This is a genomic window from Frigidibacter sp. (genome assembly GCF_030695035.1).
Taxonomy (GTDB): Bacteria; Pseudomonadota; Alphaproteobacteria; order Rhodobacterales; family Rhodobacteraceae; genus Frigidibacter.
In genome coordinates this window covers 159,088-171,011 of record NZ_JAUYTT010000001.1, presented here as the reverse complement: position 1 = coordinate 171,011, position 11,924 = coordinate 159,088, and the positions used below count along the sequence as shown (strand labels likewise).

Sequence of the window (11,924 nt, the reverse complement as noted above, 5' to 3'; positions counted from 1 at the left end):
GGGGGTCTTCGTGTCGCGCGTGGCCGCATTGCCGCGCCGGACTCCTTCTGTCGTCCTCACTCCTTTGTGGAGATGAGTCCTCTGGTCGCGTGAGCCTCCTTTGGCGCAGGGGCCCCTGTACCGCGCTGGGGCTCTCTGCCGCGCGGCAGCGCCGGGCGCCGCCGTGCTGATGGGAGCGGCGGGCGTGAGCTCTCGCACGCTGCCTTCCTGCCAGCTCTCGTGCTGCGCCGCGCGCCGCCTGCGCGGGTGTCACGCCCGCGTCGCCCTCCCGGACCCATCGCGGCGCCCGTCCAGTACGGCCGCGAAGATCGCCTGGTTCATCGACTCGGGGCGGGCGTCGCGGCGGCGGTGGGTTTCAACCTGCGCGTCGATCTCTGCCGCGTCGAGCGAGCGATTGTTGTCGGTATCGGCGCGGCGGAAGGCAGCTTCGAACTGGGGTTGGCCGGCCACTTCCTTGCGGGTCAGGCCGCCCGAGGCATCGTCGTCCAACCGTTTCAGCGCGACGCTGCCGAGGCTGGGTGCGGCGCCGGAAATCTGGTTCATGTCCATCGGAAAACCCTTCTGGTTTGGGAACATGCTCCGCACTGTGCATCGCGACCCGTTAAGAAGCCGTTGCCCCCGCCCCGAGTCGCTGCCCCGAGTCGCTGCCCCGAGTCCCCGCCCCATCAAGCCCGTGGATGGGCCGCCGCATAGACCTCCATCAGCCGCGCCGAATCCACCGCCGTGTAGGCCTGCGTCGTGGACAGCGAGGCATGGCCCAGAAGCTCCTGGATCGCCCGCAGATCGCCGCCCGCCGCCAGCAGATGCGTCGCGAAGCTGTGGCGCAGGGCGTGGGGCGTGGCGGTGGCGGGCAGGCCGAGGCTCATGCGCGCCAGTTCCATTGCGCGGGCCACCTGCCGGGGGTTCAGCGCGCCGCCGCGCACGCCGCGGAACAGGGCGGCGGTGCGGGCGGCGGGATGGGGGCAGAGCCGCAGGTATTCGGCGACCGCATCCCGCGCGGCGGGCAGCACTGGCACGATCCGCTCTCGCCCGCCCTTGCCGATGATCCGCAGCACGGGCGGCAAGGGCGCATCGGCGCCGGTCAGGCCAAGCGCTTCCGATATCCGCAGCCCGCAGCCCCAGAGCAGCGTCAGCACCGCGGCGTCGCGGGCGGCTGTCCAAGGCTCGCGGGCCTGATCCTCGACCATGCCGATCATGGCGCGGGCCGCATCCTCGGCCAACGGGCGTGGCAGCGGGCGCTTGAAACGCGGGCTGCGGGCGCCGAGGACGACGGTGGCGTCAAAGCCCTCACGGTCGGACAGCCAGCGGTAGAAACTGCGGACCGAGGAGAGGGCGCGGGCGAGGGAGCGCGCGCCGACGCCGCGGCTGCGCTCTGCCGCCATCCAGGCGCGCAGGTCGGCTTGGGTGATCGCGGCGAGGGCGGCGGTGCCGGGGGCGGTGTCCCAGTGCTGGCCGAGGAAGCTCAGGAAGCCGACGACATCGGTACGATAGGCTGTGACGGTGTTCTCCGCGGCCCCGTCCAGCGCGGCCAGATGCGACAGCCAGGCCTGCAGCGCATCGCGCACTGCGGGCGTCAGCGACAGGCTCACGCCAGCCAGCGCCGCATCGCACGCTCGAACGCGCCGGCGAAGAAGGCCAGCAGGTCGGTGCCCTGCGTCGGCTTGAAATGGTGCGGGTCTTCCGAGCCGAGGACCAGCATCGCCGGCAAGCGCCCGTCGCCCAGATCCAGCCGGATCGCGGCTTCGGAGCGGATCCAGCCGGCCTTGTCGCCATAGACGCCGTCGGCGGAGGGATGGGTCTGGCGCAATACCACGGGCCGCATCACGCCGTTGCGGGGGCCGCGGAGGTAGGCCTCGACAAAGCCCGGCTCAGCCACGCAGAGCACCGCGCCCACCCGCGCCAGCGCCGGATCATCGCCGGCCTGCACGGTTTCCAGCACCAGCCGCACCGCATCGAGCCGCAGGATCTCGGCCAGGTCGGTGCCAAGCGCCAGCAGGAAATCCTCGAACTTCAGCGGCTCCAGCATCCGCAGGACGGCGCGATGGATCTGGTTGGTGCCGGCGAGATTCTCGTAGGCGGCGGCGATGACGGAACGGTGGGTATCCTCCAGCCGGTCCAGCCGCGCCTCGAGCCGTTCCATCGCGATGCCGCGCAGATCGACGATATTGGCGCCCATCGCCCGTTCGTTGGCGGCGATCAGCGCACGCATCAGGTCGCGGTCCTCGAGGATGACCTCGGGTTGCGAGATGATCCTGTCGCGCAGCGGCTGGTCGATGGGGGCGCTTTCGGCCATGGCTCGGGTCCGTCCGTTCGGGGCTTCTGGGGGGAGCATACAGGCAGGGGGGCGTTGAAACAATGCTGTGAAGGTTGCGTGAGGAAGTTGGTTCGGCCTGCACAGACAGAGGGCGGCGCCGGTCCGCCGGGTGGGCGCTGCAACGCTCGTTCTAGGCGGTTTATGGTGCGGCCTACCTCCACCGTAGTTCTACGCGGAACGGTTGAGTAGCGCCCGCCCGCGGGGGCGGACGGGCGCTGCCCGGTGGCGCTGAAGCGCCTTGATTCCGGGCGAAGAGCAGAAAGCAAAAGGCCCGCCACAAGCAATGCGACGGGCCCTGTCATTCACGAAGCGCGAGAGGTCAGAGGATCTTCTGCCCGGTCTTCGCCCAATCAGCGGTGAACTGCTCCAGCCCCTTGTCGGTCAGGATATGGTTCGCCATCGCCTTGATGACGGCGGGCGGCGCGGTGATCACGTCGGCGCCGACCAGGGCCACATCGGTGATGTGGTTCACGTTGCGGATCGAGGCTGCCAGGATCTCGGTATCGAAATCGTAATTGTCATAGATGGTGCGGATATCGTCGATCAGCTGCACGCCGTCGAGGTTGATATCGTCCAGACGGCCGATAAAGGGCGAGATGAATGCCGCGCCGGCCTTGGCGGCCAGGATCGCCTGCGCGGCCGAGAAGCACAGCGTGACATTGACCATGTGGCCTTCGGATGCGAAAGCCTTGCAGGCGGTCAGGCCGGCCCAGGTCAGCGGCACCTTGATCGCGATGTTGGGGGCGATCTTGGCGAGTTTCAGACCTTCGGCGATCATGTCCTTGGCTTCCAGAGCCACAACCTCGGCCGAGACCGGGCCTTCGACCATGTCGCAGATTTCCTTGGTGACCTCGATGATGTCGCGGCCCGACTTGAGGATCAGCGACGGGTTGGTGGTCACGCCATCGACCATGCCAAGGTCGTTGAGTTCCTTGATGGCGGCCACATCGGCGGTATCGACGAAGAATTTCATGGGGGGTGTCCTGCAAAGAAAGGGGCGCCGTCCTGATACCGCAACCAGGCCGGTGCCGAAACCCCCGTTTGCATGGGGTGCCCGGCGTGGATGAAGGTACGTTCTTCCCCGAGGGGGCCCGGGTCGCAGTGCTGACGGCAGAGCCGATCGGCCGGCCGCTGGATTACCGCGCGCCGGAAGGCGGCTGCGCCGAGGGCGCCTTTGTCGTGGTGCCGCTGGGGCCGCGGCTGGTGCCGGGCGTGGTCTGGGGGCCGGGCGAGGGCGGGTTCGATCTGGCCAAGCTGCGCGCGGTGAACCGGGTGCTGGATGCGGCACCGATGCGGGCAGAGCTGCGCAGCTTCCTGCTGCGCGCCGCCGACTATACGCTGACCCCGCCCCCCGCGATGCTGCGGCTGGCAACGCGAAGCCCGGGGCTGGGGGAGGCGCCGGGGCCGCGGCGCGTCTACCGGCTGGCCGGGACGGAGCCCGCGCGGATGACCGAGGCGCGGGCCCGCGTGCTCGATGCCCTGCAATCCTTCGGCGGTGCGGCGCTGACCCTGTCGGAACTGGCGGCGGCGGCCGAGGTGACGACCAGCGTGGTCAAGGGGCTGGTGAAGGTTGGCGCCGTGCTGGAGGAGGAGGCCCCGCGCGATCTGCCCTATCCGCGGCTCGACCCGTCCCTGCCCGGCAAGGAGCTGTCCGGCGATCAGGCGGCGGGGGCGGTGCAGCTGCGCGCGGCGGTGCAGGGTGGCGGCTATGGCACCACGCTGCTGAAGGGCGTCACCGGGTCGGGCAAGACCGAGGTGTATCTCGAGGCCGTGGCGGAGTGCCTGGCGATGGGCCGGCAGGCGCTGGTGCTGCTGCCCGAGATTGCGCTGACGGCGGAGTTCCTGACGCGGGTGGAGGCGCGGTTCGGTGCGCGCCCCGCCGAATGGCACTCGGGCGCCACGCAGACCGAACGGCGGCGGCTGTGGCGCATGGTCGGGCAGGGCGATGCACAGCTGGTGGTCGGCGCGCGGTCCGCGCTGTTCCTGCCGTTCCGCGACCTTGGGCTGATCATCGTGGATGAGGAGCATGACAGCTCCTACAAGCAGGAGGATGGCGTCCTCTACAATGCCCGCGACATGGCGGTGCTGCGCGCATCGCTGTGTTCCGCGCAGGTGGTGCTGGCCTCGGCCACGCCCAGCCTCGAAAGCTGGGCCAATGCCGAGGCCGGGAAATATGCCCGCATCGACCTTGGCGCGCGCTTTGGCGTGGCGGAGTTGCCCGAGATGCGGGCCATTGACATGCGCGCCGAAACGCTGCCGGGGGATCAGTGGATCTCGCCCACGCTGGCGGGGGCGGTGAAGGCGCGGCTGGCGGCGGGGGAGCAATCCTTGCTGTTCCTCAACCGCCGCGGCTATGCGCCCGTCACCATCTGCCGCGCCTGCGGGCACCAGATCGGCTGCGTGCAATGCGACGCGCGGATGGTGGAGCATCGGTTCCTGAAGCGGCTGGTCTGCCATCAATGCGGCGACAGCCGGCCGATCCCGCTCGCCTGCCCCTCCTGCGCGGTGGAGGGCAAGCTGGCGCCGGTTGGCCCGGGGGTGGAGCGGCTGGCCGAAGAGGTGGCGGCGAAGTTTCCGGATGCGCGGGTGGCGGTGCTGTCCTCGGACCTGTTCGGCTCCGCCCGGGCGCTGAAGGCGCGGATCCTCGAGATTGCCGAGGGCGCGGCCGACATCATCATCGGCACGCAACTGGTTGCGAAGGGACACAATTTTCCATTACTGACGCTGGTGGGAGTGATCGACGCCGACCTTGGCCTGCAAGGTTCCGACCTGCGGGCGGCCGAGCGGACCTTTCAGTTGATGCGGCAGGTGGCGGGCCGGGCGGGGCGCGGGGCCAAAGCCGGCGTGGCGCTGCTGCAGACCTTCCAGCCCGAGCACGCGGTGATCCGCGCCATTCTGGGAGGCGACGAGGAAGCCTTCTGGCGCGCCGAGGCGGCAGAGCGGCGGGTGGCGGGGATGCCCCCCTACGGGCGGATGGCGGGGATCATCCTGTCCTCGCCCGACCTGCAGGCGGTGTTCGATTTCGGCGCGGAACTGGCGCGGCGCGACGGCCCGCTGCGCCGGATCGGGGCGCAGGTCTGGGGGCCGGCGCCCGCGCCGATTGCGCGGGTGAGGGGCCGCCACCGGGTGCGGCTGCTGGTCAAGGCCGACAAGGCGGCTCCGCTACAGGCGGCACTGGCGGAGTGGATCGGGCAGATGAAGCCGCCGAACAACCTGCGGCTGGCGGTGGATATCGACCCGCAGAGTTTTCTGTAGCCCGGCGTCCTTTAGCCCGCCTCAACTCAGCTGCTCCTTGGCGGCAATGGCGATCTTGCGCAGCACGTCCTGCGCGATCTCGCCCGCCACCGCATAGCCAAAGCCACCCTGCGCCCACCACACGCCCCGGGTCGCCCCCTCCTCGAGGAAACCAAAGGCCGTGCCCCCGGTTCCGGGCTGGGGGGCGGCGAACAGCGTCAGCCGCTCGCCCGGCCCGTTCTCATAGACCAGCACGGCCGCGGTGCCGCTTGCATCCGGCAGCAGGCGGCCCCCGACAGGATGAAAGCCGAACGCCCCCAGATCGGGCAAGGCGAAGGGGCGACCGAGGCGGGTCGAGAGCCAGCCAGTCACGTAGTCGATCCGCTCAGAGCCGAGTTCGGCCGGCCGGGCGACATCCGCATAAGCGTCATGGGCGCGCAGGGCGGCCAGCATCGGCAGCTCGGCGGTTTGCCGGGGCTGCATCCACCACGCGGCGCCCCAGCCCCCCGCAGCACCCATCGCCAGTAGGGCAAGGGCGGCGGCGATCGGGCGCCAACGGCGAGGCCGGGCCTGCCGCACCGGCGCCTTGGCGAACAGCGCCAGCATCCGCTCCGGCACCGGCTCCGCCACCACCGGGTGGAGCAGGGCAAGCGCCGCATCCTGCCGGTCCCACTCCGCCAGCGTGGCCTGCGCCGCCGGGTCCGCCGCCAGCCGCGCCGGGAACCCCGCCTCCTCGTCGGCCGAGAGCCTGCCATACCGCCAGGCCAACAGCGCTATGTCGCCGAGCGCGGCCTTGCCCGCGACCCGCGATCTGGGACGAGGCCCCTCGCGCAGCATCTCCCGCGCCCGGCCCAGCCGGGACACCAGCGCGCCCTCGGACACCTCCAGCGCCGTCGCGGCCTCGGCCAGCGTCAGCCCCTCCACCGCCACCAGCAGCAGCGCCAACCGCTGATCTTCCGGTAGCCGGGCCAAAGGCGCAGGCGCCTCGCCCTCCCGCTGCATCCCCAGCAGAAGGCCGAACAGCCAGCCGCGCAGGTCCTGCCCCGGCGCGCCCTGTGCCAGCGCAACCTCCAGACAGCGCTGCACCAGATCGTCGGCGGCGGCACGGTCCTGCACCAGCGCCCGCGCGAAGCGGCGCAGCGAGGGGATCATCGCGCGGATGTCGTCCAGATGTGTCATGTGCTGTGGTCCTGCCCACGCTCTGCGGCGCGCTGGATCAAGTGTAAGGCCAGTCCCCCCGCCAGGTCCATCGCAACCCGCGCGGTGCTGGCCCCCACTGGCAGGAAAGCACCGCCCGCCCTACATAGGGGGCAACCCCAGAACAGGAGCCCATCATGCTGAATGCCCTCTTCGGACGCAAACCCGACCTTCCGACCCTGGCCGAGGCGTTGCCGGGCCGCGCAGAGCCGATCCCGACCGCCGAGACCCATTTCCTGAACGGCCGCCCGCTGACCGGGCCGGTGCCGGAGGGGATGGAGGAAGCCGTCTTCGGCATGGGCTGTTTCTGGGGGGTGGAGCGCAAGTTCTGGGACCTGCCCGGCGTCTGGGTGACGATGGTGGGCTATGCCGGCGGGCTGACCCCGAATGCCACCTACAAGGAGGTCTGCTCGGGCCTCACCGGGCATAATGAAGTGGTGCGGGTGATCTATGATCCCGCCGTTATCTCCTTCGAATCGCTTCTGAAAACCTTCTGGGAGAACCATGATCCCACGCAGGGAATGCGCCAGGGCAATGACCGCGGCACGCAGTATCGCAGCGGCATCTACACCTTCTCGGACGCGCAGCAGCAGGCGGCAGAAGCCAGCCGCGTGGTCTATGGGACACGCCTTGCGGCCGCCGGCTACGGCGCCATCACCACCGAGATCCTGCCGGCGCCGGAGTTCTTCTACGCCGAGGAGTACCACCAGCAATACCTCGCCAAGACCCCGGACGGCTATTGCGGGATCGGTGGCACCGGCGTGTCCTGCCCCATCGGCTTGACCGCCTGAGGCAGGATACAGAATCCATACAGAAGCCATACATATGGCATATGCAAACCGAAACGCTCAGGAATCGGCGGCGCATTCCCGCTCTTGCCCTTCGTTTTGGCCCAAATATCCCGGGGGTCCGGGGGCAGCGCCCCCGGCCTCGGCCGCCTCTCCAGCGCTTGACGCAGCAAGCGCCCGGGCCTATCGCAGGCCCGACCCAACCCCGGAGCCCAAGCCATGACCACCTTCACCGCGCTGACCACGCTTGACGGCCGCGAACCGGCCGAGGCCCTGGGCGAGGCGCTCGAAGACCTGACGCCGGAACCGACCGGGGTCGGCGTGTTCGAGATCGAGGATGGCTCGGGCCGTTGGGAGGTGGGGGGCTACTTCCTCGAGCAGCCCGACGAGACGCAGCTGGCGATCCTGGCGATGGCCTTTGGCGCAGCGCCCTTCGCGGTGTCGGAGATCCCCGAGACCGACTGGGTTGCGCATGTGCGGCGCGATCTGCACCCGATCGTGGCGGGGCGGTTCTTCATCTATGGCGCGCATGATGCCGAGAAGGTTCCGGCCGATGCCGAGCCGCTGCTGATCGAGGCGGCGATGGCCTTCGGCACCGGGCATCATGGCACGACGCAGGGCTGCCTGCTGGCGCTGGACCGGCTGGCGACGGACGGCTTTGTCGGGCGCAACGTGGCGGATATCGGCTGCGGCACGGCGGTGCTGGCGATGGCGGCGGCGCGGATCTGGCCGGGCACCATCATGGCCTCGGACCTCGACCAGATCGCTGTCGAGACGGCGGCGGCGAATGTCACCGCGAACAATCTGGCTGGCCGGGTGGAGTGCTTCGAGGCGGCGGGGTTCGAGCATCCCCGCCATGCCGAGGCTGCGCCCTATGACCTCGTCTTCGCCAATATCCTGAAGGGCCCGCTGATCGAGCTGGCGCCCGACATGGCGGCGCATATCGGCGCGGGCGGCTATGCGGTGCTGTCGGGCATCCTCAACCCGCAGGCGGATGAGACGGTCGCGGCCTATCTGGAGAACGGGTTCGAGGTTGCGGCGCGCAATGAGCTGGGCGAGTGGACGACGCTGGTGATGAAGAAATTGGCGGGCTGACTAGCGCGCGCGGGCCTATACGGCTCCGCGGCTGATCTTCGGACTGGGGCGGACGAGCGCCCTCCGACTCCGCCGGTCGCATTGGCGAAGGCCATCGCCTTCGCCACGCGGTGCCATAGCATCCTGCACCGGACGGGCCCCCAAAGGGCCCGGCCAGCGCCCGCCCTGCCCTTGGCGGGCGCTGGCCTCACACGGTCTCATGTTGCCGATGGCACCGGGAGCGTCCGTCACGCACGGGCGGGGGCGAGGCAGTGCCTCGCCTGTTCCCACCCGAATTACCCGCGGCGAGGTTTGGGGTGGCTTCGGCCGGTATACGCCAAGGCCCGAAAACACAAAGCCCCAACAAGACAAAGGGCCGGTGCAGATGTCTCTGCCACGGCCCTGTCTTCAGATCGTCGTCGTCACCCGCGCCAGGCAGGGGCTATGAGGCCCGCCACTGCGAGAGTGTTCCCGGGTGTTAGCCCCGGGCGCTGATCGCGTCGATGTCGCTGCGCGACAGACCGATATCGTCCAGTTCGCGGTCCGACAGACGCGACAGCGCCTTACGGGTCACGCGCGCATCGTTCCATGCGGCAAAAGCGGCAAAGAGCCGACCCGCGAGACCGACACCGGCGCCCGCGGCAGCCATGCGGTTCGTTTCAAAGGCGGCCATGATTTTAGTCCTTCATAAAGTGCGTAATTCGGAAGCATCGTGCTTCGTGAACCGCAAATAGGCTGGGCGGTTTTATAACGCAAGATGGGCAAAGGCATGGTCGTCATGCTGCCGCTGCATGGCTCGCAGGCGCCGTTCACGGGATATTCACAACGGGCAAAACTGCCCGTGAAACCTGTCGAAATGGCGATCCGGAATGTCGCTTTCGGGCAGAATGTGTGGCGGCTTTGCTGCAAGTGCGAAGGTGCGCCTTGTCGCTGGCGAACGTTCGCGTTTTGTGCTAGTGCGTCAGAAAAGCCACAAACTGTCGGCAATCGGCCAAGCGTGGCCGAGACCGGCGTTGATGGGGCAGCAAAACAAGGGCGGAGGCAGGGCGCTATGCGGGTTTTGGGAATCGATCCGGGGCTGCGAACCATGGGCTGGGGCGTCATCGACGTGACCGGCGCGCGGCTGAGCCATGTTGCAAATGGCCTCTGCCTCTCGGGGACCGGCGATCTGGCGCAGCGGCTGCTGGCGCTGTTCGATCAGCTGACCGAGGTCTTCGCCCGTTTTGAGCCGACGGCGGCGGCGGTGGAGCAGACTTTCGTCAACAAGGATGCCAGCGGCACGCTGAAGCTGGGGCAGGCGCGGGCGGTGGCGCTGCTGGTGCCGGCGCAGCGCGGGCTGGTGGTGGGGGAATATGCGCCGAACGCGGTGAAGAAGGCGGTGGTCGGCGTCGGCCATGCCGGCAAGGATCAGGTGGCGCATATGGTGCGCTTCCAGCTGCCGGGGGTGGAACTGGCGGGGCCGGATGCCGCCGATGCGCTGGCGGTGGCGATCACCCATGCGCATCACCTGCAAAGCGCCGGGCGGATGTCGGCGGCGGTGCGCAGTGCCGAGACGCGGGCGAAGACGCCGCGGGGCGCGGTGGATGGCTGGGCCGAGATCGCGCGGACTCGGGTCAAGGGAGGCGTGGCATGATCGGGCGTATCGCAGGGGTGATCCTGCACCGGGCGATGGATCATGTGCTGATCGACGTGCGCGGCGTGGGCTATATCGTGCATGTGTCGGACCGCACGGCGGCGAGTTTGCCGCCGGTGGGCGAGGCCTGTGCGCTCTATACCGAGCTCCTCGTGCGCGAGGATCTGTTGCAGCTGTTCGGGTTTTCCACGTTGCTGGAGAAGGAATGGCACCGGCTGCTGACGTCCGTTCAGGGGATCGGGGCCAAGGCCTCGATGGCGATCCTTGGCACGCTGGGGGCCGAGGGCGTGGGCCGGGCGATTGCGCTTGGCGATTGGAACGCGGTGCGGCAGGCGCCGGGCGTCGGCCCGAAGCTGGCGCAGCGGGTGGTGATGGAGCTGAAGGACAAGGCGCCGGGCGTGATGGCGATGGGCGGCACGCTGACGGTGGATGTGAGCCAGCCCGAGGACGTGCTGGAGCCGGTGCCGCGGACTAGGCGGCCGGCGGCGGTGTCGCCCACGGCGGCGGCGACAGCGGATGCGCTCTCGGCGCTGGTCAACCTCGGCTACGGGCAGGGCGAGGCGGCGGGGGCGGTGGCGGAGGCGGCGGGGGCGGAGCCGGATGCGCCGACGCCGGTGCTGATCCGCGCGGCGTTGCGGCTCCTCGCGCCGAAGGGTTGAGGCAACGGCCAGCGGTTCCCATATTCCGGCGGTGAAGTGGCTGGAGGCGGGCATGGGCTATACCAAGACGGCGATCCTGATGGCGGCGATGACGGCGCTGTTCATGGGGCTTGGCTATCTGCTGGGCGGGCAGGGCGGGATGCTAATCGCGCTGGTCGTTGCCGGGGCGATGAACCTGTTCGGCTGGTGGAACTCCGACAAGGCCGTCCTGCGGATGCACGGCGCGCGGGAGGTGACAGAGGCCGAGGCGCCCGCCTATGTGGGCATGGTGCGCGAGATGGCGCTGCGGGCCGGGATGCCGGTGCCGAAATGCTACATCATCGAGACGGATCAGCCGAACGCATTCGCGACGGGGCGCAACCCGCAGAATGCCGCTGTCGCTGCGACCACCGGGCTGCTGGCGCGGCTGAGCCCCGAGGAGGTGGCGGGGGTGATGGCGCATGAGCTGGCGCATATCCGCAATCATGACACGCTGATCATGACGGTGACGGCGACCTTTGCCGGGGCGATCTCGATGCTCGCCAACTTCGCGCTGTTCTTTGGCAACCGCGAGCGGCAGGGCGGGCTGATCGGCACGCTGGTGCTGATGATCCTCGCGCCGATGGCGGCGGGGCTGGTGCAGATGGCGATCAGCCGCACGCGGGAATATGAGGCGGACCGGGCGGGGGCGGAAATCTGCGGGCAGCCGCTGTGGCTCGCCTCCGCACTTGGCAAGATCGAGGCCTTTGCGCAGCGGATCGACAACCCGGCGGCCGAGCAGAACCCGGCCAGCGCGCATATGTTCATCATCAACCCGCTGCACGCCCATGCCCATGACAAGCTGTTCTCGACGCATCCCAACACGCAGAACCGGATCGCGGCGTTGCGGGCGATGGTGGGGGAGGCCCCGCGCGCTGCGGTGGACGCGGGGCCGAGCCGGGTGCCGAGGGTGAGAAGGGCGGCGCGGAAGGGGCCTTGGAGTTGAGGGGGACGATACATGTAGATGGACACTTGATTTCGCTCAAACCTTCCTACCCTGTGTATCC

General features: G+C 69.3%; 12 protein-coding genes. 6 read left to right on the top strand and 6 right to left on the bottom strand.

Annotated features, from left to right (window positions below; genetic code table 11):
• Positions 1–249: 249 nt before the first annotated feature.
• The 4 genes from Q8S30_RS00820 to fsa all read right to left on the bottom strand — a co-directional run bounded on the left by Q8S30_RS00820 (position 250) and on the right by fsa (position 3,287).
• Positions 250–549: a hypothetical protein gene (locus Q8S30_RS00820; RefSeq protein WP_305664147.1), complete on the bottom strand. Its 300-nt coding sequence runs from the start codon at positions 547–549 to the stop codon at positions 250–252.
• Between the two features lie 116 nt (positions 550–665).
• Positions 666–1,589, bottom strand: a complete 924-nt coding sequence (locus tag Q8S30_RS00815) for a tyrosine recombinase XerC (RefSeq protein WP_305664146.1) — start codon at positions 1,587–1,589, stop codon at positions 666–668.
• Complete coding sequence (locus Q8S30_RS00810) at positions 1,586–2,293, bottom strand: DUF484 family protein (protein WP_305664145.1); 708 nt, start codon at positions 2,291–2,293, stop codon at positions 1,586–1,588. Before Q8S30_RS00810 ends, Q8S30_RS00815 begins: the two co-directional genes overlap by 4 nt.
• Before the next feature lie 340 nt (positions 2,294–2,633).
• Complete coding sequence (fsa, locus tag Q8S30_RS00805; protein WP_305664144.1) at positions 2,634–3,287, bottom strand: fructose-6-phosphate aldolase; 654 nt, start codon at positions 3,285–3,287, stop codon at positions 2,634–2,636.
• Between the two features lie 86 nt (positions 3,288–3,373).
• Here fsa and Q8S30_RS00800 point away from each other — a divergent pair, with 86 nt between their 5' ends.
• Positions 3,374–5,569, top strand: coding sequence for a primosomal protein N' (locus Q8S30_RS00800; protein WP_305664143.1), 2,196 nt, complete (start codon positions 3,374–3,376; stop codon positions 5,567–5,569).
• A gap of 21 nt (positions 5,570–5,590) precedes the next feature.
• On the opposite strand, the gene Q8S30_RS00795 is transcribed toward Q8S30_RS00800, so the two are convergent.
• Positions 5,591–6,727 (bottom strand): sigma factor-like helix-turn-helix DNA-binding protein, encoded by a 1,137-nt coding sequence (locus Q8S30_RS00795; RefSeq protein ID WP_305664142.1) that lies wholly within the window; start codon positions 6,725–6,727, stop codon positions 5,591–5,593.
• Positions 6,728–6,882: 155 nt separating this feature from the next.
• Here Q8S30_RS00795 and msrA point away from each other — a divergent pair, with 155 nt between their 5' ends.
• Together msrA and Q8S30_RS00785 are read left to right on the top strand one after the other, a co-directional pair.
• A complete protein-coding gene (msrA, locus tag Q8S30_RS00790) occupies positions 6,883–7,536 on the top strand; it encodes a peptide-methionine (S)-S-oxide reductase MsrA (RefSeq protein ID WP_305664141.1) in 654 nt (217 codons plus the stop codon).
• 216 nt (positions 7,537–7,752) lie between these two features.
• Entirely contained in the window at positions 7,753–8,628 is an 876-nt protein-coding gene (locus Q8S30_RS00785) for a 50S ribosomal protein L11 methyltransferase (RefSeq protein ID WP_305664140.1), read from the top strand.
• Between the two features lie 457 nt (positions 8,629–9,085).
• On the opposite strand, the gene Q8S30_RS00780 is transcribed toward Q8S30_RS00785, so the two are convergent.
• Positions 9,086–9,280 carry a DUF1127 domain-containing protein gene (locus Q8S30_RS00780; RefSeq protein ID WP_305664139.1) on the bottom strand — a complete coding sequence of 65 codons (195 nt, stop codon included), beginning with the start codon at positions 9,278–9,280 and terminating at the stop codon, positions 9,086–9,088.
• 378 nt (positions 9,281–9,658) lie between these two features.
• On the opposite strand from Q8S30_RS00780, the gene ruvC reads away from it, so the two are divergent.
• From ruvC to htpX, 3 genes are read left to right on the top strand one after another with little or no spacing between them, the layout of a single operon-like run.
• The gene (gene ruvC / locus Q8S30_RS00775; protein WP_305664138.1) at positions 9,659–10,240 is read left to right on the top strand and encodes a crossover junction endodeoxyribonuclease RuvC; all 582 of its coding nucleotides are present in this window, start codon (positions 9,659–9,661) and stop codon (positions 10,238–10,240) included.
• Positions 10,237–10,899 (top strand): Holliday junction branch migration protein RuvA, encoded by a 663-nt coding sequence (ruvA, locus tag Q8S30_RS00770; RefSeq protein ID WP_305664137.1) that lies wholly within the window; start codon positions 10,237–10,239, stop codon positions 10,897–10,899. Before ruvC ends, ruvA begins: the two co-directional genes overlap by 4 nt.
• Before the next feature lie 52 nt (positions 10,900–10,951).
• Complete coding sequence (gene htpX, locus Q8S30_RS00765; protein ID WP_305664136.1) at positions 10,952–11,863, top strand: zinc metalloprotease HtpX; 912 nt, start codon at positions 10,952–10,954, stop codon at positions 11,861–11,863.
• The last annotated feature ends 61 nt before the right edge of the window (positions 11,864–11,924 follow it).